The sequence below is a fragment of the Cytobacillus sp. FSL H8-0458 genome (assembly GCF_038002165.1).
Lineage (GTDB): Bacteria > Bacillota > Bacilli > Bacillales > Cytobacillaceae > Cytobacillus.
Genome location: NZ_JBBOBR010000001.1, coordinates 3,680,095 through 3,706,713, shown reverse-complemented (window position 1 = coordinate 3,706,713; position 26,619 = coordinate 3,680,095). Strand labels below are relative to the sequence as shown.

Here is a 26,619-nt window from a genome sequence, read left to right as displayed (position 1 = left end):
ATTACGGGGAGTAGCTCAGCTTGGTAGAGCACTTGGTTTGGGACCAAGGGGTCGCAGGTTCGAATCCTGTCTTCCCGACCAGCGACACTTCTTTTACTTGGGGCCTTAGCTCAGCTGGGAGAGCGCCTGCTTTGCACGCAGGAGGTCAGCGGTTCGATCCCGCTAGGCTCCACCATGAATATATAATCATTTCGGCGGTGTAGCTCAGCTGGCTAGAGCGTACGGTTCATACCCGTGAGGTCGGGGGTTCGATCCCCTCCGCCGCTACCAATATGATTATTTTTTACAACATCGGAGGAATACCCAAGTCCGGCTGAAGGGATCGGTCTTGAAAACCGACAGGCGGGTCAAACCGCGCAGGGGTTCGAATCCCCTTTCCTCCTCCATATCTTATTTTAATAATATTATCGCGGGGTGGAGCACGACCGAATAATCTGCGAGGGAATTACTTCAGCGCACCGATTGAGCTGCTGCTTGAATAATCTTTCTGAAATCGGGGCGGTACTTCATTGATTAAACTGCGATGTAATGCTTGATGTGAGCATAGAAAAATCACATAAATAATATTATCGCGGGGTGGAGCAGTCCGGTAGCTCGTCGGGCTCATAACCCGAAGGTCGCAGGTTCAAATCCTGCCCCCGCAATCTGGTCCGGTAGTTCAGTTGGTTAGAATGCCTGCCTGTCACGCAGGAGGTCGCGGGTTCGAGTCCCGTCCGGACCGCCATTATTTATAATCTTAATAATATATGGCTCAGTAGCTCAGTCGGTAGAGGATTTTAAAAGAATGCAGCTGCGAAGCTTTTACATCATCGAATAGTATGCTTTTAAAATCTGCGACAAAGAACGCAGGACTTTGAAGCACATGTATCAAACTTTAGGATTAATAAATTTATATGGCTCAGTAGCTCAGTCGGTAGAGCAAAGGACTGAAAATCCTTGTGTCGGCGGTTCGATTCCGTCCTGAGCCACCATTTTCTTAGTCTTTACAGACTTGGAGGGGTAGCGAAGTGGCTAAACGCGGCGGACTGTAAATCCGCTCCTTCGGGTTCGGCAGTTCGAATCTGCCCCCCTCCACCATTTATATAGGGGTATAGTTTAATGGTAAAACGAAGGTCTCCAAAACCTTTGATGTGGGTTCGATTCCTACTACCCCTGCCAGTAGGATAGTGGCGGTTGTGGCGAAGTGGTTAACGCATCGGATTGTGGCTCCGACACTCGTGGGTTCGATTCCCATCAATCGCCCCATTATTCTTTTTCTGCATTAATTATTGGGCTATAGCCAAGCGGTAAGGCACCGGACTTTGACTCCGTCACTCGCAGGTTCGAATCCTGCTAGCCCAGCCATTTTTAAGGCAGCATAGCCAAGTGGTAAGGCAGAGGTCTGCAAAACCTCCATCCCCGGTTCAAATCCGGGTGTTGCCTCCAAACAAAAGACAGTATGTTATAAATTAATTTAAATGCGGGTGTAGTTTAGTGGTAAAACCTCAGCCTTCCAAGCTGATGATGAGGGTTCGATTCCCTTCACCCGCTCCAACAACATATGGGCCTATAGCTCAGCTGGTTAGAGCGCACGCCTGATAAGCGTGAGGTCGATGGTTCGAGTCCATTTAGGCCCACCATTATACATACCATTATCAAACTAATTCCAATAGGGATTAGTTTTTTTGTATTTAGAAACTTTTTTAACGGCTGTCTCCAAGAGGAACAGGCTATTTTACTGTAAATGCAGATACCGAATATGGAAGCGGGGAGCTAAGTTGATACTTTGTGAATACTTTGTGAACCGTTATTCTTGCAAGAGCACCATTAGGTGGAAGAAACCCTTGATATTACAGTGTTTTAGCTAAAATTGCAACCCTTTTGCCTTTGAGGAAATATGAAGAAAGTGTGATTCATTTCACTTTTATGAAAACCCTTCTCAACTATGATATAGGTAACAAAGTAAAGGAGCTGATGGAAGGTGGAAACACGAAAAGTGGACCAGAGCAGTTCAAAAGAACATAACTCTCTAAAGGGTACGTTCTTTTCAGTTACAGTTGTAGGGCTTGGGATCTTTGTTACTTATTTAATCTTGTACGGCCTGTACATGGCCAGAATATAGGGGGGATAAACAATGATGCATCGTTCTGAAAAGGTATGGCTTATTTTAAGCTTTGGAATGATTATTGGATTCATGTTAATCGCGGGCTACCAAGCATTCGCCTTTGAAATGGGGCCGCCAAGCTATGGAGAGCGAATTGATCCTCAGAAAGTGGATGAAACAGCACCGTTTGATAAGCCAGGAATTAAGAAAATTGGCGAGAATGAGTATGAAGTAGTTATGACTCTTCAAGTGTTCAGTTTTACTCCTAGTGAGATAGAAGTGCCTGCAGGATCAACAGTTCATTTTACATTGACGTCAAAAGATGTCGTTCACGGGTTCCAGGTTGCGGAAACTAACTTAAATGCTATGGTTGTGCCTGGTTATGTACAAAAAATCACCCAGAAGTTCGATAAGCCAGGTGAATATTTAGTTCTTTGCAATGAGTACTGCGGTGCGGGTCATCAAATGATGAGCACAACCATTACAGTGAAATAAAGGGGGGATAGACAGTGGAAACAGTTATTAAGCAATCAGGAAAAACACAAGTTTTTAAGGATAAAGCAAATAAAGTTATGGGGATTAGCCTCGAGGATGCAAAATTAACGAAATCATATTTATCTGTTGCTTTCTTAGCCATCCTTCTGGGCGGAATACTTGGACTGCTGCAAGGCCTGAACCGGGCTGGAATGCTCGAATTGCCGGCATGGCTGAATTATTATCAGGTTCTCACAGCTCATGGTCTTCTGCTGGTAGTCGTACTGTCGGCGTTCTTCACAATTGGATACTTCTATGCTGGGTTATCCCACACACTGGGCGGCCTGCTTCCTAAGGTCAGAAAGATGGCATGGATTGGTTTCTGGATGAAGATTTTCGGATTTGTCCTAGCGGTGATCCCGATTTTAATGAATGAAGCATCTGTTATGTATACTTTCTATCCGCCAATGGCCGCTTCACCCATTTTCTATATCGGCTTAGTATTTATCGTATTGGGTGTATGGATGTGCGCCTTTGGTGCTTTTATCAATGTGGCAAGCTGGAGAAAGAGAAATCCTGGCCAGCATATCCCGATTTTATCTTTCTTTGCAACAGGCGTATTTGTTCTCTTATTCTTCGGAAGCATACCTGTAGCCATTGAGGTTTTCACTATAATTCCTTGGGCTTTTGGATGGGTGGAGACGATAAATGTTATGGTTGCACGCACGCTGTTCTGGGCGTTCGGACATACACTGGTTAACATCTGGTATTTAACAGCTGTATCTGCCTGGTATGTCATTGTGCCGAAAGTTATTGGCGGCCGAAGATGGAATGACCTCTTAACAAGGATTGTGGTTATTGCACTAGTAATTATGAATATTACCGGGGGATTCCACCATCAAATTATTGACCCGGGTATTTCTGAACCTGTGAAATACATGCACGTGTTTATGAGTTTGGCCATTGGCTTCCCTTCATTAATGACTGCTTATGCAATGTTTGCAGTCTTTGAACGCACAGCGAGAAGGAAAGGCGGAAAAGGCATTGTTGGCTGGTATAAGAAGCTTCCTTGGGGAGACGTCAGATTCCTTGCACCATTTATCGCAATGGCTGCTTTTATCCCTGCAGGGGCAGGCGGCATTGCTCAAACTACAAACCAATTAAATCAGGTAGTCCATAACACGATGTGGGTCGTTGGCCATTTCCACTTAACACTTGGCATGTCAGTAGTTATGACGTTCTTTGGCCTTAGTTATTGGCTCATTCCTTATGTATCTAAAAGAGTTCTGACACCGCAGATCAATAAACTTGGGGTTATTCAAACGATCATATGGACGCTCGGTATGATCATCATGTCTGGTGCGATGCACTGGGTAGGGCTGCTTGGATCTCCGAGAAGAACTTCCTATTCAACATATTTTGATAATGCAACTGCTTTAAGCTGGGATCCTTATCTGTTCTTCCTGGCAATCGGCGGCACGCTTCTGATGATTGGTGTCCTTATGCAGGTATACGCAGTTTTCTATCTCATGTTCTTTGCACCAAAGGGAAACACAGAGTTCCCTATTGCAGAAGTGGAAGAAGATGAAGCGCCAACACCTAGATGGACAGAACGCTGGGGATTGTGGGTTGTTTGTATGATTGTCCTTGTCGGCATGGCATATGTCATTCCATTGGTCGATTTCATTGTCAATGCGCCCCCAGGTTCACCTCCATTTAAAACCTGGTAAGGTATGAGAGATAGCTCGGCTGCTGGGCTGTCTCTTTCTTTTAAAAGGAAGTGATGAATCATGTTTCCAAAAAATAGAACGGCTATATCAAGCTTGCTTGTACTGATGTTTGGCGTAGTCCTTTTTTACATTGGCACAGATGGGTTTCAGGCTTTTACTGCTGAAACAGCCAGGGTTAATCAGTTAATGGATGAGAAGCCTCAGTTCCCGGATGTAACGCTTGAAGATAATAATGGAAGGACCTACTCTTTTTCGGAATTTGAAGGGAAGTATGTTTTTATTACTTTTTTATATACTTCATGCGGTACTGTTTGCCCTGAGCTGGAGGTTAATATGTCTGAAGTATATAAACGGATTCCGGAAGAGTATATTGGCCATGACATTCAATTTCTTAGCATCAGTTTCGATCCGGAGAGGGATGATCCCGAAACTTTGGATACTTACCGTAAGGCTTTCGGCAGTGACGGAGAAACGTGGAGAATGGCGAGGATTCCGGAACAGAAGGAGCTTGATTCTTTGCTGGACCGGTTTGGAGTCATTGTCATACCGGATGAATACGGCAACTTTGCCCATAACTCGGCTTTTTATCTGGTGAACCCTGAAGGACAATTAATCGAAGTCATGGACTACACCTTGATAGAAGAAGCGGCTGATCGGGTAATTGAGATTTTGAGCAGCGGGAGGGAAGAATGATGAAGTCACCAGTTTACGGATTGCTTCTACTCCTTGCATTGATGCTCCCGCCTGCAGCTAATTTGCTGGAGTCAATAATGATTACCCATATGCATATGCAAATGCCCCTGCTGGTCGTCTCTGGATTATTCATGGCTAAGTTCTTTCAGAATCGCTTTCCGGAGTTTTTCTCAAAATGGAATGAAAACGGAGTGCCGGGACTATTGCTGTTTTCAATCATTATGGTGTATTGGTCTCTGCCAAGGACGATGGATGAAGCTTTGACGCTTACAAGCGTAGAGGTCTTTAAATTTATCTCACTGCCATTTTTGGCCGGGGTGCCATTGCGGGATAGCTGGCCAAAACTAAGTTCATTTTGGAAGCATGCTCTCATTATTTTCTTTACTATTCTATTTTTAGCTCTGGGATGGCTATATATCTGGTCCCCTGTACAGCTTTGCAATAACTATTTGGTTATCGAGCAGATTACGCTCGGCTGGGGTTTCATCTCAACCGCGTTTGCAATGGTTGTTTACTTGATTTATAGCTATTTTATGGATTTTTCAAAATATGAGTAATAGAATGCTGCTTCCTCTTGGGAGCAGTTTTTAAATTTTCAGCTGTTTATCTGCTTGTATTGTCTTGATTAATGTGCGAATTAACATGGAATAACTCAGAAAATCATAAATATATATAAGAAGGAGTGAGTAATTAGGGAGGGGAAGACATGGCGGATCCAATTGTCGCTAGATCACTGGATGAAATTAAATTTTGGTCCAGGATCATGAAAGAACATGCCTTATTTTTAAGTTTGGGTTTTACATATGAACAGAAACAGTTAATTGCCGAAGCTCAACAGTTTATTGCTTTATTTGAACGAATTGAGGATAAGCTGGCAAGGTTTAATGTAAACTCCGAACTTGGCCAAGTGCAAGCTTTTAATAACGAGGTTTATCAGGCAGCTGCCGCTATCTGGAGCTATAAGAGAAAAGTATTGGGTTTGACATTGAGATGCGAAATCCGTTCGAATAATTACCCTTTGTTGATTGACCATATCAGCAGAGAAGCTGCTTATTTTGCTAATCGATTAAAGGAACTTAACTCTGGGGTACTCGCTCCAAAGCCGGAAGCCATTATAGAGGAGAATGTATTTTTCCTAAAAATCATGGCTGATCATGCTAAATTTATCGGCCATCTATTAGACCCTTCTGAAAGAAAGCTGGTTGAACAGGCCAAAGAGTTCAGCCATGATTTCGATCAATTGGTATTTCAGGCTGTGGACCTGGATTCTATGCAGCCTCAATCAGAAACGAAACCGATTCTGAGCCAATTCTTAAACCAGAATAAAGTATCAGTTGCTTCATTAAGGGATTTTAAGAAAACTGCCAGAGAATTAATAGAGGCATGCCGGATCAAAAGCAATATTCATCCTCTTCTGGCTGATCATACATTTAGAGAAGCAGAGAGATTTTTGGAAATTATCGATTTGTTTGAGGCGAGTCTCAAAAGGGCGTAGATTTGCATGGATGAAGGGCTATTACTCACAAGCGGTTCGAATGCTGTCTTCTCCTTCATTATATAAAATGATTCGAATTAAGCCAGCCTATTACCGGGCTGGCTTAAATTTTCATTAGTACAACTTAATTGCACTTTGCTTATTTATTTAATAACAGACAAAAAGTTTGCTCTAGACCCACCCGAATCCCGCTTGGTAATATAAGCAAGGGTAATGTAGGAGGCTAGGGCATGGAAGAAGAAAAGTATCGAAACCTTAAATTAGGTGAACGGGCTGCGTATATTAGTATTGCAGCTTATATATGTCTTTCAATATTAAAGTTAGCAATCGGATATATGAGTGATTCTGCTGCTCTGAAAGCGGATGGATTGAATAATACAACTGATATTATTGCTTCAATAGCAGTGCTGATTGGACTTAGGATATCCCAGCGTCCGCCTGATAAAAATCATGGGTATGGCCATTGGAAGAGTGAAACCATTGCTTCTATGGTAGCTTCCTTTATTATGGCTGCTGTGGGCATTCAAGTTCTGCTGAATGCTGTTTCTTCCATATTTGAAGGTGTTAATGAATCTCCTGATATATTTGCGGCATATACCGGTGTTTTTTCAGGAGCGGCAATGTACTTTGTGTACCGCTACAACAAAAAATTAGCCATTAAAATTAACAGCAAGGCCGTAATGGCAGCAGCAAAGGACAATATTTCAGACGCCTGGGTGAGTATAGGCACAGCCATCGGGATATTTGGATCACAGCTGAACATGCCATGGCTTGATCCGTTAACAGCCATTGTTGTCGGGCTTTTAATATGCAAAACGGGTTGGGATATTTTTGTACAAGCTTCCCATGAGCTTTCAGATGGATTTGATGAAAAAAAGATTAAAGAATATCAGGATGTCATCAAAAAAGTAAATGGGGTTAAAGGCATAAAAGATATTAAAGGAAGAAGCTACGGCAATAATGAAGTGATCGATGTGGTCATTTTGGTTAATTCCACACTTGATATTAAGGAAGCCCATGATATTGCGACACATGTGGAAAAAGTGATGATGCAGGATTATGGTGTTTATGATGTTCATGTCCATGTGGAACCAAATTGAAAAGAAATGCGTCTCATGATGAGGGATCTGACCCTGAGGGAGTTTATCCTATATGGGATAAATCCTGCAAACACAACAGGTCTTCAAACTACGCTGCAGAAGTAGCTCCTGCAATTTTAAAACGATTTGCAAATAAGAAGAAGGTTCGGGCTTTTCTTCCTGAAAAGATAGCGGATTATCATCCTATCAAATAGATCCATTTTTCTCTATAATTGTACCCTTGTCAAATGAAAATATCCAGAAATTAACTCTGTTTAAAACTAATACGGTTCTTTTATTACTGAATCACGCGTATCCATAGAAAGAAGGGGTGAATGCGATGGAAATGCAGCAGGTAAAGGTGGAGAGCAATGGAATGGCCGTAGCTTCACTGGTTCTTGGCATATGCGGAATTGTATTAGGCTTGATACCTTTTATTGGATGGTTTCTTCTTCCAGCCTGGATCCTCGCCATTGTATTTGGTGCAGTGGGGCTGAAAAAGGGACAGAGCAAAGGGATGTGCTGGACGGGACTTATATTGGGAATTGGAACATTTATATACAAGTTCGGCTTTTGGATACTGGTTGCCATCGGATCAGCATCAGGAAGCGTATAGAAAGGACAGCGGAAGCTGTTCTTTTTTGTGAGAAATCTTTTGTCTCTAAACTACTCCTTCCAATGTTCTTTGTACCGGTGCTTTGCGGGCATTTATGACTAATGCAAAAGAAAAAGGACATGAGCATTATAGAAATAAATCAGATGGTAAGGAAAGTGTAGAGAGACTTATCATATCCAAAATGTGAATAGATATAACAGTCTTGAAGGTCTGGTTAAATCGATTTAAATGGTAATTAAAAAAGGCTGGATTTCAAACTCTTCTCTAAATATGGTCGCAACTGGAATTGTAATTTATTTGATATTGCTATTGAGAAGCGTAAAGAGAAGTATAAAGTTTTAGGGAACCTAGTGAATTAGAGGTTCCCATTATTATTAATAAAATCAAGAATATTCGTGTCCCAATCTTTTTTAGCTGAACATTTTAGCCAATTCCCTAAAATGATCATAAGCATTGACCAGATGTTCAGGTACTATCTTTCTTCCGTAATCCCAGGAGTTTTTTTCTATTTCAGCCATAAGCTGTTCTTTCTCGTCATCATCTCCGTACATAAGCGTTCTGATGTCATGTTTGTTTTTCTTGAAATCCAGATAATAGCCGATTTCATGGTAAAGCATTAATTTTACCAGGTTCTCATCTGTCTCTTTTATTTTAAAATTGATTTTGGCTATGTAGCCGTTCACCTTCAGGTAGTTAAACTTGATTGTATTCGTTGAGACGTTGTAGCTCATGGCTGAAGCGAGTGTATTGCTGAACTCATAATTTATATTGAGGCGTTGTTCGTTTAATGTATGTAAAATGATTTTTTCAATATCCCAGATATACAGCACGTTTCCTATCACAGTCCTTTCACAGCTTACTTGCCTTGATTATACAAGGCGAGCAGTGACGGTAACAGTGTTTTCAGCTACTTTAGGTCCATTTGGGCAGAAACTGTAAATTATGAAAAAAAGAGAGTGATGCAAAAGAAGGAGAAATGAATGACGACATGGAAAAATCTGAAACTTCGCTGTTGCTTGATCCGTAGGTATGGGTATTGACCAATTCTGATGAGGTGAAAAAATTGGAAAATAAAAAAGCAACAGTTGTTTCTATTTCAATGATGAAGCTGCAGATTTATTTATTCTTGGCAACAATGGCGCTTATAATTGGGGTCCTCTTTTTACATGCTGCGATTTATGGCGGTGGGGAAATGTCTTTTGACCTCACAGGTATGCTAATGTTTTTTGCTGGTATGGTCATTATTGTTGTTTTGCACGAAGCTATCCATTTGGCAGGTTTTCGCTATATTGGCGGTGTTCCCTGGAAGGAAATGTCCTGGGGAGTCAACTTAAAAATGGGTGTGGCTTATGCTCATGCCAAACAGCCTGTGACGGTTCAGCAGATGAAAAAGGTTTTAATGCTGCCATTCATTCCGACTGGCTTATTGCCTCTTGTTCTTGGAATTGTATTGAATATGCCTGGATTATCGATACTAGGGGCGATATTAACTGTTGGATGTTTTGGAGATCTTGTTTTGTATAAAAAGCTCTTAAAGTTTCCAAATGATGCCCATGTCATTGATCATCCGTCTAAACCACAATTTACGGTTTATGAATAGCGAGTAAACTAGCTTTTATATTTGCTCTCCCATCTAATAAATAGCTGGGTGAAAAAGAAAGCAGCGAGGGCTGCCAGTGCTGATATAAGGAGGTTTCTCGTGGAATCCAGTCCATAAAGCCGGATCCCGATTAATTTAGAAGCAGTGGTGCACAATCTCCAGTTTTCATAAACTATGGCTGTCTTATGGAAAAATGGAAAGAAGACGCCGAACATCATGAGGAATAAAATATATTTTTTCATTATCATATCCTTTTCTTTTTATTCTACTGGAAAGATATGAGTCAGAACCTGCTATTAGTATCAAATTGACAAGAAAAAAGGACAGTCACCGGAGCTGTCCTTTTTAATCTATTCTCTTTATGCGTCCCTCAATAGCAGAACTAAACGGCTGCGGGAGTTGCTGTATATATTTCTCCAATGCATCTATATCCTTTGGTCCCGTCACTCTATTTATGCCATTTTTGAATACAGTAAAATTGTCTCCGCCATCTGCGAGATAGGTATTTACAGTGACTGAATAGATTTTATCCGGATCAATCATTGTTCCGTTGGGCAAATAGATTTCCTTTATTTTATTGCCGGCAGGATGTCTGTCATCCCAGCTGTAAGTGAAGCCCGAGATCTGAAGGATTCTGGCAGTATCAGTCTGCCATTGCTGATTGAGAATTTCACGGATTTGGCTTCCTGTCAGGTTCATTTTAACCAATTGATTGCTGAATGGAAGGACGACATATAAGTTACCCCATGTAACACGGCCTGCGTCAATGTCTGCCCGGATGCCTCCTGGATTGATGAAAGCAAAATCTGTGTTCATCGCAGCCCGCTTGGAATCGGCAATAAGATTGCCCAGGGCGGATTCACCGCTTCTGTTTCGTGCAGCTGTGATGGGACTGGCAGCAGTGCCAATATATCTGTTCACAGCAGGTTCTACTTTTCTTTCATATTGATTGATCATTCTGGCTATGTCTCTGGCGGGCTGGATATTCTCTTGAAAAACATTCACAATTTCCGCGTGCTTGCGGACAATATCCTTGGTCCCGGGATCTATTTCAATATCCACATCAGAAAAGGCAGTGCCATATGAATAGGCCTGGACGAGGAGCTTCCCATCCACCACACTGTTCAGATAAGCATGACTGTGGCCTCCGAACATAATATCAACTTCGTCATCTGCTTGATGGGCCAATTCTATTAGCTGGCCCGTGGCTAGTTCTCCATTTGGTTTTGATTTGCCGGGAACATGGGCCAGTACCACAATGGCTCTTACTCCTTGCTTTTTAAGTTCCCGTGTATACGTATTGATTGCTTCCGCTTCATCAGTGAAGGTAAGGCCCTTCACACTATTTGGTGAGGAAAAGCTTGGTGTTTGTTTCATGATCACACCGATAAACCCTATTGGGACCCCGCTGACATTTAAAATCTTATAGGGAGGAAGGATGGGCTTGCCAGAATTCTGACTGATAACATTGGCTGCAATCCATGGAAAGCGGGAGCCGGGGTAACTCTTTGCAGCTGAAGGGCTTCCGCCATTTAGTAAGCGAAGCAGTTCATCCAGGCCCCTGTCGAATTCATGGTTACCGATGGTGCCAATATCAAACCCCATTTTATTCAAAAATTCAATGGTCGGTTCATCCTGCAGGAGGGCAGATACAGGAGGACTGGCTCCTATCATGTCTCCAGTATGAAGCAGGATGGTATTTTCATTTTCTGCGGCACGCTGGCGCAAATAGGCAGCGAGATAATCCGCACGTCCTGCTGGTCTGCCGTTAATCTGCCGGGTCACATTCAGCTGGCCATGGAAATCATTGATTCCCAGCAACTGGACTTTCTTGTATGGCCCTTCTGAGCGATCTTCAATATGGCCATGATAATCTTCAGAGAGGCCTTGCCTATCCCATTGATCTTTTTTTCCCAGAGGCATTCCCAGGAAGCTAAATAATATAAGGGAGATAAGTACTTTCATCAATCAACCTCCAGTATTTGCGGCAGGGATAGTATTTGCAGATATTGGGGATTTAATCGTAAGGGGGCATTATGGCGGCAAGAAAATGAAAAAATCCTGCTAAACTGCACGTGTTTATCCAATTTGATAAAGGGTAAGCTCATATTAAGAAACATAATACTGCCAAAGGAGATGACAACAGTGAAATATAAGAAGCTATTACTTTCAGTCCCATTGGGTGCAGGATTATTGTTGGCAGGGTGCGGAACAGATGAACAGGAGCCGCCGCCGGAAACGGAAGATGTAGAATTGGAAGACAATCAAATGGAAGAAAACAATAATGAAGATAGTGAAATGCAGGATCCCGGCACATCAGAGGAGTCTGATATGGAAGAACCCGGCATGAATGAAGAATCCCCTCAGGATGAAGAGAACATGGATGAAAATGATATTGATATGAACGATGGTGGTTCTGAAGAGAACTAATTGATGATACACATCTAAAGTTTGTGGAAAACGTCTGCTAATGGCAGGCGTTTTGTGTGCTTTTTTTCAGGATTGGAAAGTCTAATCTTAAAGGGCGTGAAGCATTCAGCTACAGGAATACAAGTGATCTTGCGGGATTATAAAAATACCTTTTATTTGTTTTCAGAATTATGTATACTAAAATAGAATTAAATAGCAATAACTAGGGGTGCCCAATAGCTTGGGCTGAGAAAGAAACGCACTAAAGTTTCTTGACTCTTTGGACCTGATCTGGATTATACCAGCGTGGGGAAGTTAGAATGTGCAAAGGTTTCTTTGTGCAAAGACATCTGCGGTTAAGCCGGTCCATCATTATGTGGACCGGCTTTTTTACATATCTTGCACTACCTCGGTTCCAGGTCTCGTCCTTATATTTTTTAATAAGGGAGAGATGATCAATGACTGCAAGTTCATTAAATCAGGAAAGTATTTCTATTATGTCGAGCTTTACTGGCAGCAAAAAAATCTATGTGGGAGGATCCAGACCGGATATCAAGGTTCCAATGCGGGAGATAGAATTAAGTCCCACCACCGGTACTTTTGGAGAAGAAATCAATGAGCCGGTTCGCTTATATGATACGAGCGGGCCTTATACGGATCCTCAATACACGGCAGATCTAAAAACAGGGCTTCCCGCTGTGAAAAGCCGGTGGATTCAGGAACGCGGGGATGTTGAAGAGTATGATGGGCGGGAAATTAAGCCCGAGGATAACGGGTTCCGCGATGAACATGATCCGCGTGCTAATCATAAAGTCTTTCCTGGCTTATCCCGCAAGCCATTGAGAGCGATAAGAGGGAAGAATGTCACCCAGCTTCACTATGCAAAAAAGGGAATCATTACCCCTGAGATGGAGTTTATAGCCATTCGGGAAAATATGGAACCGGAATTTGTGCGGTCTGAAGTAGCAAGAGGACGGGCGATTATTCCTTCCAACATCAATCATCCTGAGACAGAGCCAATGATTATCGGAAGAAATTTTCACGTGAAGATTAATGCGAACATTGGAAACTCGGCTGTTTCATCCTCTATTGAAGAAGAGGTAGAGAAAATGACCTGGGCTACCCGATGGGGGGCAGATACAATTATGGATCTGTCTACCGGTAAAAATATTCATACTACACGCGAATGGATTATCAGGAACTCCGCTGTTCCGGTCGGGACTGTTCCCATTTACCAGGCACTTGAAAAGGTGAATGGCATTGCTGAGGACCTCACGTGGGAAATATATAGGGATACCTTAATCGAACAGGCAGAGCAGGGTGTTGATTATTTTACAATCCATGCAGGTGTCCTTTTGCGTTATGTACCGCTTACTGCCAAAAGGCTGACCGGAATTGTGTCGAGGGGCGGATCCATTATGGCCCAATGGTGCCTGCATCATCATAAAGAGAACTTTTTATATACACACTTTGAAGAAATCTGCGAAATCATGAAAGCTTATGATGTGGCCTTTTCCCTGGGGGATGGACTTCGGCCGGGATCGATTGCAGATGCAAATGATGGGGCTCAATTTGCGGAGCTTGAAACACTTGGGGAGCTGACGAAAATTGCTTGGGAACATGATGTACAGGTAATGGTCGAGGGTCCTGGACATGTTCCAATGCATTTAATCAAGGAGAATATGGATAAACAATTGGAAATCTGTAAAGAAGCACCATTCTATACACTCGGACCCCTTACGACTGATATAGCTCCGGGATATGACCATATTACCTCTGCAATCGGGGCTGCCATGATAGGCTGGTATGGGACGGCAATGCTTTGCTATGTTACCCCTAAAGAACATTTGGGTTTGCCAAATAGAGACGATGTGCGCGAGGGTGTCATCACGTATAAAATTGCCGCGCATGCTGCAGATCTGGCAAAGGGACATCCAGGAGCGCAAAAAAGGGATGATGCCCTGTCAAAAGCCCGTTTTGAATTCCGCTGGATAGATCAATTCAATCTCTCATTGGATCCTGAGCGCGCTTTGGAATTCCATGATGAAACACTGCCGGCTGAAGGTGCAAAAACAGCTCATTTTTGTTCCATGTGCGGCCCAAAATTTTGCAGTATGAGAATTTCTCAGGATATCCGGAAATATGCAATAGAGAATAAGTTTGACACGGATGAAGCGATACAGAAAGGCATGGAAGAAAAAGCTGAGGAATTTAAAAAGTCCGGAGGAACCATCTATCAGTAAATGAATAGTAGCTTAATAGCATTTATATCTGCTGGGGGTGCCTGTTTGCAGGCTGAGATTAAGGCAAGAGCTTTAAGACCCTTAGAACCTGATCTGGCTTGAATACCAGCGTAGGGAAGTGGAGGATCGGGCCTGAATTCTGGGCCCCATACCGCCGCTTTCTATTTAGAAGGTGGTTTTTTATTTGCAGAAAATCTAAAAATAGCATGGGAGCAGTCGCGATGAGAAAACAGTTGCATGTTATATCAGATGGAGAGCTTTCTCTAGAGGCTTTTGCTGAAATAGCAGGTGAAGTGGAACCTTTTGCAGACAAGTTCCACTTGAGGGAAAAACATCGAACCTCTAGGGAGCTATATGAAGGAGTTAAGCTGCTTCGTAATGAGGGAATCCCCATTCATAAAATTGTTATTAATGATCGGGTGGATGTTGCCTGGGCGTTTAACGCGGGTGTGCATCTTGCTTTCCACAGTCTGCCGGTTCATATGGTAAAAATGCATTTTCCGGATTTAAAAGTGGGCTGTTCCGTACATTCTCTTGAGGCAGCTGAAAAGGCTGCAAAACAGGGTGCTGATTATATCCTGTTTGGGCACATATTTGAAACCGATTCCAAGAAGGGAGTCCCGCCAAGAGGTACCGGGTCACTGGAGGCTCTTAAAAAGGCAGTAGATATTCCGGTATTGGCGATTGGAGGCATTAAACCAGAGAAAGTCCCTGAGGTTTTGGAGGCAGGAGCAGATGGCATTGCTGTAATGTCAGGGATTTTGCAGGCAAAGGATCCTGTGGAGGCAGCGAAGCTCTTTTCAAAAAAATTAAATGAGGAGGGGAAATAATGAGGAAAATGTTTGACGCTGTGATAGTTGGAGGCGGCATTAACGGAAGCTCCATTGCTTTTCAACTGGCTAAAAGAGGGTATAGAGCAGCTGTTTTGGATAAGGGGAAAATAGCCGGCAAGGCTTCTGGAGCAGCAGCTGGAATTTTAGGAGCCCAAACGGAACTGACAGAAGACGGCCCGCTATTCCAGCTGGCATGCAAAAGCCGCTCCATGTACCGGAGCCTGATTCCTGAACTGGAAGACTTAGCACAAGTGCATATTGGCTATCAAAATAAGGGTGTATATAAAGTGGCGTCTAATAAAGAAGAGGAGCAGGTATTAAAAAGATTGATAGAAAGCCAGCAAAAAGCGGATGAGCAGGCCGAATGGTTTTCGATTGATGACCTGATCAAACGTGAACCGTTCGTATCAAACAAATTGAGGGGTGCCATGTATATACCGAATGACGGACAGGTGCAGGCATATGAATTGTCCCTTGCCTTTGCAAAAGCTTCAATAGCCCTCGGCGCAGAAGTTTATGAGTATACACATGTAACAGATTTTATTTTAAAAGACGAAAAGGTTTATGGGGTCAGAACCAGCCAGGGGGAATTTCTGGCAGATTCAGTTATTGTTGCTTCCGGGGCCTGGAGCAGGGAGATTCTTGAAAGAACGGACCTTGCGCTGCCCATTATTCCGGTTAAAGGCGAGTGCTTCTCGGTCAAGCTTGAAAAACCGCTTGTACAGGGGACGATTTTTTCACATGGATGCTATATCGTTCCAAAGCAATCTGGGAGGCTGGTAGTTGGAGCGACGGTTAAGGTAAATTCATTTGATGAGAAGGTGACCCTTGAGGGAATATCCTCGCTGATGGAAAAGGCGAAAGAACTGGTTCCGGATATAGTTAAGGCTGAATGGGAGCGTGCCTGGACAGGGATTCGACCGCAATCGGCTGATGGACAGCCTTTTTTAGGAGAACATCCTGCTTATAGAGGGCTATATATTGCTGCGGGCCACTTTCGGAATGGGATCCTTCTTGCCCCGGCAACAGGAGAGCTGATGGCAGACATCCTCGAAGGCAAAACGGAGCAGCATAACCCGTTTAAGCTGTCCCGGCTTGAATGTTTAGTCCATTCGTCAAAAGGGGTGTTTTTATGAATGTTGTCATTAATGGTGATGCTATGGTGCTGCCGGAAACAGTTAATTCTGTTTCACTTCTGCTCGAGCACTTTAATTTGGAACAGAAGGTAGTCATTGTCGAACTAAACCAGCATATTTTGGATAAATCCACGCATGCTGAAACCCTACTGACAGATGGGGATCGAATCGAAATAGTACACTTTGTGGGAGGCGGATGATTTGTTGAAAATTGGACCCTATGAATTTAACTCACGGCTGCTGCTAGGAACAGGAAAATATCCAAACTTTGATGTGCAAAGAGAAGCTGTAGAAGCATCGGAAACAGAGGTGCTTACTTTTGCTGTACGCCGTATGAACATTTTTGAAGCGAACCAGCCCAACTTTTTGGAAAAGCTGGATTTAAAGAAATATAAATTACTTCCTAATACGGCAGGGGCGAGTACAGCGGAGGAGGCTGTCCGAATAGCAAGGCTATCCAAAGCTTCCGGGCTCTGCGACATGGTTAAGGTGGAGGTTATTGGATGCAGCAAAACACTTCTTCCTGATCCAATAGAAACGATAAAAGCAGCGGAAATCCTATTAGACGAGGGATTTATTGTTCTGCCCTATACTTCTGATGATGTCGTGCTTGCTCGGAAACTTGAAGAGCTAGGCTGCCATGCGGTTATGCCATGTGCTTCGCCAATTGGTTCAGGACAGGGAATCATTAATCCTATTAATCTTCAATTTATTACAGAGCAGGCTACTGTGCCGATTATTGTGGATGCTGGAATTGGGAGCCCGGCAGATGCGGCATTGGCAATGGAGCTGGGAGCAGATGGAGTGTTATTAAATACGGCTGTCTCCTCTGCTGTTGATCCTGTTAAAATGGCAAAAGCAATGAAACTCGCCATTGAAGCAGGAAGGCTGGGCTATGAAGCAGGCCGGATGCCAAAAAAACGTTATGCATCAGCAAGCAGCCCGGTGGAAGGAATGGTTTTTAGTTGAATGAACGATACTCCCGCCAGATGTTATTTCCTCCGATTGGCAAAGAAGGACAGAAAAAGCTGAGGGGAAAACACGCTTTGATTATAGGGGCTGGTGCATTAGGGGCTGCAAATGCAGAAACTCTCACAAGGGCAGGCGTCGGCAAATTAACCATTGCCGATCGGGATTATGTAGAGTGGAGCAACCTGCAGCGTCAGCAGCTTTATTGTGAAGAAGATGCTGTACGAAAGGTGCCAAAAGCAATAGCAGCGGCTAAACGCCTAAAAGCCATCAATTCAGAGGTGCAAATTTTCGCACGTATTATGGATGTAGGTGTACAGGAAATGGAAGAGCTGATTGAGGATGTTGATTTAATCATCGATTCAACGGATAATTTTGACATTCGCTTTCTGATCAATGATATTTCTCAAAAGCACCGGATTCCCTGGATATATGGAGGCTGTGTGGGGAGCTATGGTTTAAGCTATACCATCTTGCCCGGGGTGACACCGTGCCTGAATTGCCTGATGGACAAATTGCCATTGGGAGGAGCAACCTGCGATACAGCTGGTGTAATTCAGCCTGCTATTCAAATGGTTGCGGCTCAACAGTCTGCTGAGGCATTAAAGATATTGACAGAAGACTTGGAATCCTTACGCGCGACACTTGTTTCTTTTGATGTATGGAAAAATCAATTTAGTTCTGTGAATGTTTCTTCCTTAAGAAATCCGCAGTGCTTATCGTGCGGGACTAAACCAATTTATCCCTTCCTGGACTACAGAAATCAGACAAAGACAGCGTTGCTTTGCGGGAGGGATACCGTACAAATCAGGCCTTCAGCTCTTCAGGATATGGATGTTGCCTATCTCGAAAAATCCCTGGTCTCTCAAGGAATCAATGTAGAGAGCAATCCTTATTTGCTCTCATTTTCGATCAATGACGCCAGAGTAGTTGTATTTAAGGATGGAAGAGTGCTGGTGCATGGTGTAAGAGACATTCTACAGGCAAAGAACCTGTATCATCGTTTCCTTGGATAATGAGTTTTGTCTGTCCGCTAAGCATTTGAAGGCTAAATAAAAAAAGACCTGTCCATTCTTCATTTGAAGGGCAGGCCTTTTTTAATTACTTATCTTCTCTTAATAAGTAGTTATTCCCATCCTGGTCTTTAAACGTAAACATAGTTCCAAAAGGCATCTTTAACATATCTTCAACTTCTATGCCATTTTGTTTCATTTGTTCATAGGCAGCTTCAATATCAGTGGTGCTGAAAAGGATGGAAGGGTGGGCAACAGCAGATGGATTTTGCTGTTCCATTGCTGCCTTTGAATAAAGAACCAGAGTCGTGAACTCATCATCGCTTGGACCCACTTCAATCCAGGATGCATTTGGTCCCATAGGCTGTTCGAATTTTAGCACAAACCCCATCTTATTTAGCCAAAAATCTTTTGCCTGTTCCTGATCCTCAACGTATACTGTGATTTTTCCAATTTTATTGATCATGAAAAAGGTCTCCTTTAATTCATATCTTATATTAGCGATTTTATCAGTCTAAAGCTGTAAAAACAATTTCAACTAAGGGATAGTTCGCTTTAATTTACTTCAGATTGGAGATAATTACTGTAAACATTGAGAGGAGAGAAATATGAACATTGACTCCATAAAGTTCACCGATCCTCCTGTCCATCATCAATTTCCCCCGTTATATGAGAACCTGGGTCTTCCTGAAGTTTCTTCCTTTATTGAGCAGAAATATGAATTTGATTTTACAGTAGGAAAAACAAAAAGGAGGGGCTATGGAACCATTCGAAAGTATAAGGGAAGTGGTCAGTACAAGGTGCAGCTTACCGGAAAAATGACCGGATTCGGGCCAAAAAGGCTTGAAAAGCTGGAGCGGCTGCTGCTGGAGGAGGTTAAAGAACGGTTTATAAGCAATGTAGAAACAGAAACTAAAGCACGAAAAGTATATCACATGCATTTCGGACGAAACGACAGGGATAAATAGGGACAGTTTAACTGTCCCATATGGCTTACTTGGTGTTGTCTCTTTGGGCTTTTAAAGCGATTCTTTCAAGGCCGTTTTCTCTGTCACCCGCAAATTCTGTATCTTTTGGAAGTGCATTATTCTTATGATCTGATTTGCTTTTCTTATTCTTTGCCACGATTTTCACCCCCTTTTAGTCATTAGCATTGTGTTTAGTTTGCATTTTTTTTATGAGGCTATGCCTTAAGTTATTCGGAATCTCAGAGGAATAAAATAATTAAAACAGAGAGAAGCTTCACTGGCGTGCTGCATTTTTTTGTTAATAATGTAAAGTTTGCTTGACGTAAAGGAAACTTTACACTAATCTGTAGGTGATGAGGTGGACGAATTGAAAAATAATCTAGTCGAGTTTCGGAAAAGGCAGGGCTATTCACAGGATAGACTGGCGGCTATACTGGGAGTCTCCAGGCAGACGGTTATATCCATAGAGAAGGGGAAGTATTACCCTTCCCTCCCGCTTGCCTTTGAATTAGCAAAGACGTTTAATACCACAATTGAAGAACTATTTATTTATGAAGGAAAGAAAGAGTAAAGGGGGAGCTGGATTGAAGGATCAATATTGGATTGCATTTTTTGTTTTGGGAGTATTCTTTTTGGCGATGAGCGGTTTTATCGTATATGCAGGGGTTATGGCTGATTCTGCCCCGCCGTCTGAGTCTTATATCCTGATTGGAATGGCGGTAATGTGTTTTTGCTTAAGCTATCTGTATCCTCAATTTAAACAGAAAGATGAGCGGATGAAGCTGATCAGGGAAAAAGGGATGTTTGCCTCTTTTTTTGCCATGATGATGTATTTAATTGTATTTAACATGGGGCTGAAGCTGGATCTAATCTTATTAACGGCAAGTGAAGCCATCAATATTTTATCCACTTTACTGATTTGTACCGTGTTTTTATCATTTGTTATTTATTCGAAGATTTATTGATAAAAGAAGGCAGTCAATGAACCCCAAAATATCAATCAAACGTTTGATTGAATTGCAATATACAGCGAAAGAGTGCACATTGCACTCTTTTGCTGTGTTAATGGACTGGCAGCATAATCCGGATGAGAGTGCCGTTTTGCGGCTTGCTTTGAACATTGATGGTACCTCCATGGAGGTGGACAAGCTGTTTAGTGATGGCCATGCCCAGTCCTGACCCGCTTCCGGTTTCCCCTGTATGGGTTCCTCTATAGTAGCGGCTGAAGAGCTTTCCGAGTGTGGCGCTGTCCATGCCGATGCCATCATCCTTAATATTAATGACAATCAGATGTTCTTCTATGGAAGAGAGGCTAACGGATATGGCTGTGCCTGGCGGGTTATATTTAATAGCATTGGCAATGATATTGTCCAAGATCCGCTGAAACCATTTGGGATCTATGGAAGCCGTAATGGATTCAGGATGAGGGATGAAATGGAATGTTCTGTCCTGATAGACTGGATCATTAATGTAATGAATAATAATTCGGCGAATGAATTCGTTTAAGTCGGTCCGCACTTTGGCAATTGGCAGAGCATTGTTCTTGAGACGGTAAGTTAAAGTTAAGTCCTCCAGGAGGTCCATCATGTAAGCCGACTTTTCAGACATAATGCCGGCGAATGCCCTTGTTTCCTTTTCAGACCAGGAATAGTCAGTGGATGCAAGCATTTGAGCATATCCCGAGATAGAGGATAGCGGTGTTTTTAAATCATGGGATAGGCCGCTGATCCATTCTTCTCTGGTTTGGGCCATAACACGTCGTTGCTTCTCGGTTTCCTTAAGCGTTTCAGTCAGCTGGGCTAAAGTTGCAATCAGTTCTTTATACAGGCGGAATTTTCTTTTCAATTTTCCATTTTTGGTGCGTGTTGCCGGCCTGCCATGAACATCGCCAGGCTCCTGATAAACACCGCTCCCCAGATTTTGAATCCATTTCATTAAGGTCAGCAGCGGCACACCGAACTTACGTGCATACCAGAGTGTTCCACCCAGAAGCAAGAGGAAAGCTATGATGAAAATGATTATGAGACTCTTGTTTAGAGACTCAAGTAAGCTTTTTTCCAAGGTGGAGTTCTTTTCATCAGCAGGAACTCCCACCAGGATTGCCTGTTCTGTGTCTGGGTCAAAGTGTAAGGCTGTGGAACTTCCTTCCATATCTTGTTTTGCCAATAGCTCCTTGACTGAATAATGGGTCTGCTGATTCCGGACTCCATAATCATCCGCTACTTTTCCATCTGCGCGGATAAGCTGGACCCATCCGTTTCTCTTTGCAAGTTCATTCTGTACCTTTTCAGGAAGGTTTAGCTTCTCATGCTTCCAGTCAGTCGCTGGAGATATCTGTTCCAGCAGTTTAGCTGCCATCTGAATTCTTCCGAAAAGAACAAAGTGAGCTTCATCGCCAATTTCCCAGTATGTATATTGGGATAAGTCACTGTCTCTTCCATAGATCATGGCAGCAATTTCACTTTCCTTTAATGTTACAGGCGGATTTCCCAGCACATTATAATGACCCAGGACTTCTCCGTTCTTATTGATAGCGAGGAGCCATCCCTTCTGTTCCTTAGCGAGAATTTTCAATTCCTCTTTAAAAAAGGCCTTCCCGTCTTTAAAGCTAACATGGTCAGATATAAAATAATCTTCAGCATTGGAGAGATCCTGTTTGGATTCGAAATCCATCATTGAAAAACCAAGAAAAGCCCAAAAGGAAATCAGAATGATAAAAAAGAGCACGAAAACGGTAATTAATTGACCAAAAAATTGAAAAATGAATCGTCTATGGATGTTCATGAATGGTGCCTTCCGGAACAAACTTATAGCCAAGTCCCCTTATGGTAATGATGTGGCTGGGATTACTCGGATTCATTTCGATCTTCTCCCGCAGCTTTCGAATGTGCACCATGACTGTGTTGTCCTCTCCGAAGCCTTCTTCTCCCCACACTTGCTCATATAACTGGCTTTTACTGAAAAGCTGATTGGGATGTTTACTGAGGAAAAGAAGCAGCTGGTAGACTTGTGCCGGCAAATCGATCTTCTTTCCTGAAACAGTAACTTCACCTGCTAATGTATTAATCTTAATTCTGCCAAAATCGAAGTTTGTCTGCACGGAGGCAGGCTGGCTGCCTTTATGGCGGCGCAAGTGTGCTTTGATCCTTGCAGCCACTTCAAGCGGATTGAATGGCTTCGTTATATAATCATCCGCTCCAAGGGCAAATCCTGAAAGTTTATCAAGGTCGGTGGATCGTGCAGTCAGAAAGAAGATGGGAGCATCCGTTGTTTCTCTGATTAATGGGCAAATCTCAAAACCGCTGCGGTCCGGCAGCATGACATCCAATAGGATGAGATCGTAGGTTTTCGCACGGCAAAGCTCCAGTGCTTCAGCAGCGGTAGAGGCGGTATCGATATTTTTAAACTGTTCACGCTGCAAAATCGTGGCTAGCATTTGCAGAATGGCTTGCTCATCATCTACAAGCAGTAATTTTGAATTTTGCATCACTATTCTCCTAATCTAATACGTTCAACACTTATCTTATCATTCAACTTCCAAAAATATAGGAATTAAGGAAAAATTAAGGTATTATTTCAGATAGGTTAAGCTTCAGCATTTATACTTTAGTCATATCAGGCTGAAGGGAGCAAGGTTCATGTTTATGATGTGCAAGAGAGAGTTTATAAGCCTTTTTAAAAGTATTAAATCGATTATTATAATCGCTATACTATTTGCAGTTTCGTATTATGCCGCGAAATTTTCCAATTTCATAGCATTGGGTGCGGATCTGACTGCAGGTGAGGCCGAGGATATCCACACAATTGGCCTTTTAAGTGTCATTTTGCTTCTTGGCCAATTATTTGTATTCGGTTTATCACACGACACAATAAATAGAGAGGTCCACGAACGCACCATGAGGTTTCTTGTGACCAGGGTGTCGCGATCAGCTATATTATTCGGGAAATTCCTCGGGATATGGATGTTCTGGTTTGGCTGCATTACGGTGTCCTTTTTGCTTATCAGTATTTTTTCCATGAAGTTCGATCTATTCATCTTTTCTCAGACGCTGAGTCTGGTGACATATCAGGCGGCTTTGGCTTTGCTGTTGTCCGTTCTCATTCCAAGGCCGGGATATACCATGTTTCTGGGCAATATCCTTGGGCTTCTGCTGCCGGCGTTTGGCTTTTGGACTGTTTTTACACCAAACGGCTGGGTAAATTGGATGAAATATTTTGTTCCATTCTACTACTTGGAGCGGGATGATTTTACATTTCTAGTCATATTGGGATTGGCTGGTATGATGATGCTGGCTGCAAATGCTGTTTTTAAAAGGAGGGAGTGCTGATGAATGTTATCGAAGCGAAACAACTCTCAAAATCCTATGGTGCCCAACAGGTGGTCATGGGGATAGATTTAACCGTAAGAAAAGGAGAGATATTTGGATTTCTGGGGCGTAACGGTGCAGGAAAGTCCACCTTTATTAATATGCTGACAGGCATCATTTCTCCGAGTAGCGGAACGTATTCACTCCTCGGGATAGAAGGTCCAGATAGCAAAATGATGAAAAGAGTGGGGGTTATGCCGGATTATTCATCTTTCTATGGGTCATGGACCGCTCTGGATCATTTGCGTTTTTTCTCAGAGCTGTCGGGCGCCAGGGCTACGAAAGAAAAATGCATGGAGGTTCTGAGAAGTGTGGATCTCTTATCTCATGCCAATAAGAAAGCAGGCAAATTCTCCTTTGGCATGAAAAAGAAACTCGGGATTGCTCAAGCAATTATTCATAATCCTGAGCTGGTATTTCTTGACGAACCTACATCGGGGATGGATGCAGAATCCGCCATTCTTATTCACCGGCTCATTAGAGAGTTTCAAAAGCAAGGAAAGACAATCTTCATGACATCTCATAATCTGGATGAAGTGGAGAAGATTTGCTCGCGGATTGCCATTATGCGGGATGGAATCATTGATAAGATTGGAACGATGGAAGAGCTGCAGGCATTTTACCGGTCAACCATAACGGTCAAGATAAAACACTCCAATGTGCCAATGCAGGAACGAGCGAAGCTTAAGCAGTGGCTTGAGTCAGCTGGCAGTCTGCTTGAACACGGGGATGCACATACAGTGATCGCGGTCAGTGATGAGAAAAAGATTGCTGAAATGATAAGGGCGTTCACACAATGCAAGACGGATGTTCTGCGGGTGGAAGTTGAAGAGCCTTCTCTCGAAGAAATCTTTTTAAATGAATAATATATGGAAAACAGATAGGAGAGTTGTATGCTTGTAAATATTAAGGAGCCTCAAAACCGGATATCTCCAAGGGCTATCCGGGTATGGATCATCTCTGAGGTGATCCAGAATACCATTGGATTTGCTGTTCTTGGAGTTTTGTTTTATCTGGATGATTTATTCTCATGGAAGGAATGGATCAGCTGGGTTCTAATCATCTTATTGGCTGTCTCGATCCCAGCTGCAATTTGGTCTTTTATATCACCGTTTATCAAGTATAAAAGCTGGCGCTTTGATGTGGATGAAGAATATGTACAGATGAAGTCAGGGGTATGGCAGGAAAAGCATCTGCTGATTCCGATGACAAAAGTACAATCGGTTGAAACCGTACAGGGTCCCATTATGAGGAGATACGGGCTATATTCAGTGACCATGGGGACAATGGGGTCCTCTCACACGATTCCGGCTCTGCCGGAAGGTGAGGCGGTCTCATTAAGAAATCTGATAGCCAAATATGCAAAAATAAAGGAAGAAGACGAATGAAGCAAGCCAGAAGATATCATCCGCTTCATATGTTATTTGGACTTATTCAATTACTTAGAAATGCAGCATTTATCGCTCTGTTTTTATTTGTGATGAAAGCCGATTCACAATTCTTTTTAATTGTATGGGGGAGGAAGCTTTTTCTTCCGTTTCTTACTTTGGCTGGAATATCAATTTTTTTAAAATGGCTTTCAAATAAGTATATGGTTGCCGATGCTGAATTTCATTTATCTAAAGGAGTCTTTGTCCGTTCTAAGCAGACTGTGCCATTTTCTAAAGTTCAGAATACCCATAGGCATACGTCCATTCTTCACCGGCTATTTGGTGTTACATCTCTTACACTTGAAACAGGAATGGAGGGTATTGAGTCTGCAATTGAGTTCAAGGTGATTTCCTTAAAGGAAGCTGCCTGGCTGGAGGAGATGGTTTCAGCGGAAACAGAAACAGAAATGCCGGATATGAGCGGAAGAAAACTGCATTTCTCACCTGAAAAAAAAGATCTTATAAAAGCAGCATTTACTTCGCTGAGTTTCCTTGTACTGCTGTCTCTTGTTGCTTCCATTTATACAAAAGCTTCAGAATTTATTGATATGGAAGAAAGAGGACTGGACTTTTTGAAAGCGTATTTTTCATCGTGGCAGGTGCAGGCTGCCGCACTCATCTTTTTTCTGCTTTTATCAGTACTGGCAGGCTTCCTACGGACGTATATAAAGTATGGGAAATATGAAATATTATCTGATGAAAAACGGATTTATATCACCAAGGGTTTTTTGGAAGAAACCTCTTTCTCCATTTCAAAAGACCGGGTTCAGGCCATCGAAATTAAGCAAAATGCTATGAAACGTTTGGCTGGAGTGGCTGAAGTAAAGCTGGCGGCAGCAGGTGATATTATGGAGGGAGAGGAGAAGGAAGGTGTAAATTCACTATTTCCTTTTCTGCCTGTGGATCGGGCCTATAAGTTAGCAGAGGAGATTTTACCGGCTTATGAGGTTTCACAGTCCATGGTCCCGCTTCCCAAAAAGGCTTTATGGGCAAGCTTATTATCGCCAAGCTGGCTATGGTTCATCTCGGCAGCAGCCCTTTTTTATTATAAGCCTGAATTTCTGGGGTTTGGGGAAACCTGGATAGCGACTTCTGTCATTCTATTCATTCTGGTTGTATTTGCAAGGGCAGCTGGATATGCAAATGCACGGTACTTAATCAATGGCTCTTTTATCCAATTTAAGACCGGGATTATTGGTACACGGGTCTTTATCTCCAAACGCAGTAAAATCATTGAGGCAGAAGTAACGGCAACACGCTGGCAAAAAATGTTTGGTCTGGCCTCTATACAGACTGTAAACCGCGGAAAGCCTGTTCAGCATGCCGGCATGGAGAATGTGCCGGCAGAATGGGCTTCATTCTTCCATACCTGGTATAAGAGCCGAATAGATGAAGTGAAAATTAAATAGTTTTTTCCATAAAATTGAAACCTCTGGGATTAGCTTTCGTAAGTAGTAAATAAAAGATAATCATGTAGAGAA

At 42.7% G+C, this 26,619-nt stretch carries 30 protein-coding genes, 14 tRNA genes, 1 pseudogene and 2 riboswitches; of the genes and pseudogenes, 39 read left to right on the top strand and 6 right to left on the bottom strand.

The features are described from left to right. The first annotated feature begins 4 nt into the window (after positions 1-4). From NYE23_RS18565 to NYE23_RS18450, 24 genes and pseudogenes are all read left to right on the top strand, one after another. Positions 5-81 (top strand) — tRNA-Pro (locus tag NYE23_RS18565). Positions 82-99: 18 nt separating this feature from the next. After that, a tRNA-Ala gene (locus NYE23_RS18560) sits at positions 100-175 on the top strand. A gap of 18 nt (positions 176-193) precedes the next feature. Beyond that, positions 194-270 (top strand) — tRNA-Met (locus tag NYE23_RS18555). A gap of 23 nt (positions 271-293) precedes the next feature. Continuing rightward, positions 294-386 (top strand) — tRNA-Ser (locus NYE23_RS18550). 184 nt (positions 387-570) lie between these two features. Next, positions 571-644, top strand: a tRNA-Met gene (locus NYE23_RS18545). A gap of 3 nt (positions 645-647) precedes the next feature. Beyond that, positions 648-724 (top strand) — tRNA-Asp (locus NYE23_RS18540). A 171-nt stretch (positions 725-895) separates the two neighbouring features. Further along, a tRNA-Phe gene (locus tag NYE23_RS18535) sits at positions 896-971 on the top strand. Positions 972-993: 22 nt separating this feature from the next. After that, positions 994-1,077, top strand: a tRNA-Tyr gene (locus NYE23_RS18530). Between the two features lie 7 nt (positions 1,078-1,084). Further along, a tRNA-Trp gene (locus NYE23_RS18525) sits at positions 1,085-1,158 on the top strand. Between the two features lie 11 nt (positions 1,159-1,169). Beyond that, positions 1,170-1,245 (top strand) — tRNA-His (locus NYE23_RS18520). A 24-nt stretch (positions 1,246-1,269) separates the two neighbouring features. Then, positions 1,270-1,344: transfer RNA gene (locus tag NYE23_RS18515), tRNA-Gln, on the top strand. 7 nt (positions 1,345-1,351) lie between these two features. Further along, positions 1,352-1,425: transfer RNA gene (locus tag NYE23_RS18510), tRNA-Cys, on the top strand. Positions 1,426-1,459: 34 nt separating this feature from the next. Then, positions 1,460-1,533: transfer RNA gene (locus tag NYE23_RS18505), tRNA-Gly, on the top strand. A gap of 9 nt (positions 1,534-1,542) precedes the next feature. Then, positions 1,543-1,619, top strand: a tRNA-Ile gene (locus tag NYE23_RS18500). Between the two features lie 341 nt (positions 1,620-1,960). Further along, positions 1,961-2,101: a cytochrome c oxidase subunit 2A gene (locus NYE23_RS18495; RefSeq protein ID WP_163139610.1), complete on the top strand. Its 141-nt coding sequence runs from the start codon at positions 1,961-1,963 to the stop codon at positions 2,099-2,101. A gap of 12 nt (positions 2,102-2,113) precedes the next feature. After that, complete coding sequence (locus NYE23_RS18490; RefSeq protein ID WP_061793109.1) at positions 2,114-2,578, top strand: cytochrome c oxidase subunit II; 465 nt, start codon at positions 2,114-2,116, stop codon at positions 2,576-2,578. A gap of 14 nt (positions 2,579-2,592) precedes the next feature. Further along, positions 2,593-4,287, top strand: coding sequence for a cbb3-type cytochrome c oxidase subunit I (locus tag NYE23_RS18485; protein WP_341079874.1), 1,695 nt, complete (start codon positions 2,593-2,595; stop codon positions 4,285-4,287). A 60-nt stretch (positions 4,288-4,347) separates the two neighbouring features. Beyond that, positions 4,348-4,980, top strand: coding sequence for an SCO family protein (locus NYE23_RS18480; RefSeq protein WP_341079872.1), 633 nt, complete (start codon positions 4,348-4,350; stop codon positions 4,978-4,980). Next, entirely contained in the window at positions 4,977-5,537 is a 561-nt protein-coding gene (locus NYE23_RS18475) for a hypothetical protein (protein WP_341079871.1), read from the top strand. The genes NYE23_RS18480 and NYE23_RS18475 overlap by 4 nt, the downstream gene beginning before the upstream one ends. 149 nt (positions 5,538-5,686) lie before the next feature. After that, positions 5,687-6,475, top strand: a complete 789-nt coding sequence (locus NYE23_RS18470) for a DUF2935 domain-containing protein (protein WP_341079869.1) — start codon at positions 5,687-5,689, stop codon at positions 6,473-6,475. 230 nt (positions 6,476-6,705) lie between these two features. Further along, positions 6,706-7,575, top strand: a complete 870-nt coding sequence (locus tag NYE23_RS18465) for a cation diffusion facilitator family transporter (RefSeq protein ID WP_341079868.1) — start codon at positions 6,706-6,708, stop codon at positions 7,573-7,575. Further along, on the top strand, positions 7,572-7,769 hold the full coding sequence (locus NYE23_RS18460) for a hypothetical protein (protein ID WP_341079866.1): 198 nt from the start codon (positions 7,572-7,574) through the stop codon (positions 7,767-7,769). Before NYE23_RS18465 ends, NYE23_RS18460 begins: the two co-directional genes overlap by 4 nt. 125 nt (positions 7,770-7,894) lie before the next feature. Next, positions 7,895-8,170, top strand: a complete 276-nt coding sequence (locus tag NYE23_RS18455) for a hypothetical protein (protein WP_341079865.1) — start codon at positions 7,895-7,897, stop codon at positions 8,168-8,170. 52 nt (positions 8,171-8,222) lie between these two features. Further along, positions 8,223-8,399, top strand: a pseudogene (locus NYE23_RS18450) (IS1595 family transposase); the annotation flags it as partial. 181 nt (positions 8,400-8,580) lie between these two features. On the opposite strand, the gene NYE23_RS18445 reads toward NYE23_RS18450, so the two are convergent. After that, positions 8,581-9,012: a hypothetical protein gene (locus NYE23_RS18445; protein WP_341079863.1), complete on the bottom strand. Its 432-nt coding sequence runs from the start codon at positions 9,010-9,012 to the stop codon at positions 8,581-8,583. Positions 9,013-9,233: 221 nt separating this feature from the next. Here NYE23_RS18445 and NYE23_RS18440 point away from each other — a divergent pair, with 221 nt between their 5' ends. After that, positions 9,234-9,770, top strand: coding sequence for a DUF3267 domain-containing protein (locus NYE23_RS18440; protein WP_341079862.1), 537 nt, complete (start codon positions 9,234-9,236; stop codon positions 9,768-9,770). A 345-nt stretch (positions 9,771-10,115) separates the two neighbouring features. Here the strand turns inward: NYE23_RS18440 and NYE23_RS18435 are convergent, their stop codons facing one another. Beyond that, positions 10,116-11,735 (bottom strand): bifunctional metallophosphatase/5'-nucleotidase, encoded by a 1,620-nt coding sequence (locus tag NYE23_RS18435; RefSeq protein ID WP_341079861.1) that lies wholly within the window; start codon positions 11,733-11,735, stop codon positions 10,116-10,118. A 180-nt stretch (positions 11,736-11,915) separates the two neighbouring features. On the opposite strand from NYE23_RS18435, the gene NYE23_RS18430 reads away from it, so the two are divergent. The 7 genes from NYE23_RS18430 (at position 11,916) to NYE23_RS18400 (ending at position 18,376) form a co-directional block, all read left to right on the top strand. Next, positions 11,916-12,200: a hypothetical protein gene (locus NYE23_RS18430; RefSeq protein WP_341079858.1), complete on the top strand. Its 285-nt coding sequence runs from the start codon at positions 11,916-11,918 to the stop codon at positions 12,198-12,200. 194 nt (positions 12,201-12,394) lie between these two features. Next, a riboswitch (TPP riboswitch) is annotated at positions 12,395-12,509 on the top strand. Positions 12,510-12,637: 128 nt separating this feature from the next. Further along, positions 12,638-14,422, top strand: coding sequence for a phosphomethylpyrimidine synthase ThiC (gene thiC / locus NYE23_RS18425; protein WP_341079856.1), 1,785 nt, complete (start codon positions 12,638-12,640; stop codon positions 14,420-14,422). 23 nt (positions 14,423-14,445) lie between these two features. Further along, positions 14,446-14,556, top strand: a riboswitch (TPP riboswitch). An 87-nt stretch (positions 14,557-14,643) separates the two neighbouring features. Then, entirely contained in the window at positions 14,644-15,252 is a 609-nt protein-coding gene (gene tenI / locus NYE23_RS18420) for a thiazole tautomerase TenI (protein WP_341079854.1), read from the top strand. Continuing rightward, the gene (gene thiO, locus NYE23_RS18415) at positions 15,252-16,391 is read left to right on the top strand and encodes a glycine oxidase ThiO (protein WP_341079853.1); all 1,140 of its coding nucleotides are present in this window, start codon (positions 15,252-15,254) and stop codon (positions 16,389-16,391) included. The genes tenI and thiO overlap by 1 nt, the downstream gene beginning before the upstream one ends. After that, positions 16,388-16,591, top strand: a complete 204-nt coding sequence (gene thiS / locus NYE23_RS18410; protein WP_341079852.1) for a sulfur carrier protein ThiS — start codon at positions 16,388-16,390, stop codon at positions 16,589-16,591. Before thiO ends, thiS begins: the two co-directional genes overlap by 4 nt. Position 16,592: 1 nt before the next feature. Continuing rightward, positions 16,593-17,360, top strand: a complete 768-nt coding sequence (locus NYE23_RS18405) for a thiazole synthase (protein ID WP_341079850.1) — start codon at positions 16,593-16,595, stop codon at positions 17,358-17,360. Continuing rightward, positions 17,357-18,376 (top strand): MoeB/ThiF family adenylyltransferase, encoded by a 1,020-nt coding sequence (locus NYE23_RS18400; RefSeq protein WP_341079849.1) that lies wholly within the window; start codon positions 17,357-17,359, stop codon positions 18,374-18,376. Before NYE23_RS18405 ends, NYE23_RS18400 begins: the two co-directional genes overlap by 4 nt. 85 nt (positions 18,377-18,461) lie before the next feature. Here the strand turns inward: NYE23_RS18400 and NYE23_RS18395 are convergent, their stop codons facing one another. After that, positions 18,462-18,839 carry a VOC family protein gene (locus NYE23_RS18395; RefSeq protein WP_197214014.1) on the bottom strand — a complete coding sequence of 126 codons (378 nt, stop codon included), beginning with the start codon at positions 18,837-18,839 and terminating at the stop codon, positions 18,462-18,464. 142 nt (positions 18,840-18,981) lie between these two features. Between NYE23_RS18395 and NYE23_RS18390 the strand changes: the two genes are divergently transcribed. Further along, positions 18,982-19,341: a hypothetical protein gene (locus tag NYE23_RS18390; protein WP_341079846.1), complete on the top strand. Its 360-nt coding sequence runs from the start codon at positions 18,982-18,984 to the stop codon at positions 19,339-19,341. 25 nt (positions 19,342-19,366) lie between these two features. On the opposite strand, the gene NYE23_RS18385 is transcribed toward NYE23_RS18390, so the two are convergent. Next, the gene (locus NYE23_RS18385; protein WP_341079844.1) at positions 19,367-19,498 is read right to left on the bottom strand and encodes a hypothetical protein; all 132 of its coding nucleotides are present in this window, start codon (positions 19,496-19,498) and stop codon (positions 19,367-19,369) included. 210 nt (positions 19,499-19,708) lie between these two features. Here NYE23_RS18385 and NYE23_RS18380 point away from each other — a divergent pair, with 210 nt between their 5' ends. Further along, positions 19,709-19,912 carry a helix-turn-helix transcriptional regulator gene (locus NYE23_RS18380; RefSeq protein WP_341079842.1) on the top strand — a complete coding sequence of 68 codons (204 nt, stop codon included), beginning with the start codon at positions 19,709-19,711 and terminating at the stop codon, positions 19,910-19,912. 46 nt (positions 19,913-19,958) lie between these two features. Continuing rightward, the gene (locus tag NYE23_RS18375; protein WP_341080803.1) at positions 19,959-20,306 is read left to right on the top strand and encodes a permease; all 348 of its coding nucleotides are present in this window, start codon (positions 19,959-19,961) and stop codon (positions 20,304-20,306) included. Positions 20,307-20,403: 97 nt separating this feature from the next. On the opposite strand, the gene NYE23_RS18370 is transcribed toward NYE23_RS18375, so the two are convergent. Both NYE23_RS18370 and NYE23_RS18365 read right to left on the bottom strand, forming a co-directional pair. Next, positions 20,404-22,125: a sensor histidine kinase gene (locus NYE23_RS18370; protein WP_341079841.1), complete on the bottom strand. Its 1,722-nt coding sequence runs from the start codon at positions 22,123-22,125 to the stop codon at positions 20,404-20,406. Next, positions 22,112-22,828 carry a response regulator transcription factor gene (locus tag NYE23_RS18365; protein WP_341079840.1) on the bottom strand — a complete coding sequence of 239 codons (717 nt, stop codon included), beginning with the start codon at positions 22,826-22,828 and terminating at the stop codon, positions 22,112-22,114. Before NYE23_RS18365 ends, NYE23_RS18370 begins: the two co-directional genes overlap by 14 nt. 151 nt (positions 22,829-22,979) lie before the next feature. Between NYE23_RS18365 and NYE23_RS18360 the strand changes: the two genes are divergently transcribed. The 4 genes from NYE23_RS18360 to NYE23_RS18345 are packed head-to-tail and all read left to right on the top strand — an operon-like array spanning position 22,980 to position 26,547. Further along, positions 22,980-23,669 carry an ABC transporter permease gene (locus tag NYE23_RS18360; RefSeq protein ID WP_341079838.1) on the top strand — a complete coding sequence of 230 codons (690 nt, stop codon included), beginning with the start codon at positions 22,980-22,982 and terminating at the stop codon, positions 23,667-23,669. Further along, positions 23,669-24,574 carry an ABC transporter ATP-binding protein gene (locus NYE23_RS18355; protein ID WP_341079837.1) on the top strand — a complete coding sequence of 302 codons (906 nt, stop codon included), beginning with the start codon at positions 23,669-23,671 and terminating at the stop codon, positions 24,572-24,574. The genes NYE23_RS18360 and NYE23_RS18355 overlap by 1 nt, the downstream gene beginning before the upstream one ends. A 27-nt stretch (positions 24,575-24,601) precedes the next feature. After that, the gene (locus tag NYE23_RS18350) at positions 24,602-25,096 is read left to right on the top strand and encodes a PH domain-containing protein (protein WP_341079836.1); all 495 of its coding nucleotides are present in this window, start codon (positions 24,602-24,604) and stop codon (positions 25,094-25,096) included. Then, positions 25,093-26,547, top strand: coding sequence for a PH domain-containing protein (locus tag NYE23_RS18345; protein ID WP_341079835.1), 1,455 nt, complete (start codon positions 25,093-25,095; stop codon positions 26,545-26,547). The genes NYE23_RS18350 and NYE23_RS18345 overlap by 4 nt, the downstream gene beginning before the upstream one ends. Positions 26,548-26,619 lie beyond the last annotated feature (72 nt).

Coding starts and splice junctions, on each gene's coding strand:
- NYE23_RS18435 (WP_341079861.1), bottom strand. CDS start 11,735: ATGAAAGTACTTATCTCCCTTATATTATTTAGCTTCCTGGGAATGCCT.
- NYE23_RS18490 (WP_061793109.1), top strand. CDS start 2,114: ATGATGCATCGTTCTGAAAAGGTATGGCTTATTTTAAGCTTTGGAATG.
- NYE23_RS18350 (WP_341079836.1), top strand. CDS start 24,602: ATGCTTGTAAATATTAAGGAGCCTCAAAACCGGATATCTCCAAGGGCT.
- NYE23_RS18470 (WP_341079869.1), top strand. CDS start 5,687: ATGGCGGATCCAATTGTCGCTAGATCACTGGATGAAATTAAATTTTGG.
- NYE23_RS18395 (WP_197214014.1), bottom strand. CDS start 18,839: ATGATCAATAAAATTGGAAAAATCACAGTATACGTTGAGGATCAGGAA.
- thiC (WP_341079856.1), top strand. CDS start 12,638: ATGACTGCAAGTTCATTAAATCAGGAAAGTATTTCTATTATGTCGAGC.
- NYE23_RS18365 (WP_341079840.1), bottom strand. CDS start 22,828: ATGCAAAATTCAAAATTACTGCTTGTAGATGATGAGCAAGCCATTCTG.
- NYE23_RS18360 (WP_341079838.1), top strand. CDS start 22,980: ATGTTTATGATGTGCAAGAGAGAGTTTATAAGCCTTTTTAAAAGTATT.
- NYE23_RS18455 (WP_341079865.1), top strand. CDS start 7,895: ATGGAAATGCAGCAGGTAAAGGTGGAGAGCAATGGAATGGCCGTAGCT.
- NYE23_RS18370 (WP_341079841.1), bottom strand. CDS start 22,125: ATGAACATCCATAGACGATTCATTTTTCAATTTTTTGGTCAATTAATT.
- NYE23_RS18475 (WP_341079871.1), top strand. CDS start 4,977: ATGATGAAGTCACCAGTTTACGGATTGCTTCTACTCCTTGCATTGATG.
- thiO (WP_341079853.1), top strand. CDS start 15,252: ATGAGGAAAATGTTTGACGCTGTGATAGTTGGAGGCGGCATTAACGGA.
- NYE23_RS18345 (WP_341079835.1), top strand. CDS start 25,093: ATGAAGCAAGCCAGAAGATATCATCCGCTTCATATGTTATTTGGACTT.
- NYE23_RS18465 (WP_341079868.1), top strand. CDS start 6,706: ATGGAAGAAGAAAAGTATCGAAACCTTAAATTAGGTGAACGGGCTGCG.
- NYE23_RS18390 (WP_341079846.1), top strand. CDS start 18,982: ATGAACATTGACTCCATAAAGTTCACCGATCCTCCTGTCCATCATCAA.
- NYE23_RS18480 (WP_341079872.1), top strand. CDS start 4,348: ATGTTTCCAAAAAATAGAACGGCTATATCAAGCTTGCTTGTACTGATG.
- thiS (WP_341079852.1), top strand. CDS start 16,388: ATGAATGTTGTCATTAATGGTGATGCTATGGTGCTGCCGGAAACAGTT.
- NYE23_RS18355 (WP_341079837.1), top strand. CDS start 23,669: ATGAATGTTATCGAAGCGAAACAACTCTCAAAATCCTATGGTGCCCAA.
- tenI (WP_341079854.1), top strand. CDS start 14,644: ATGAGAAAACAGTTGCATGTTATATCAGATGGAGAGCTTTCTCTAGAG.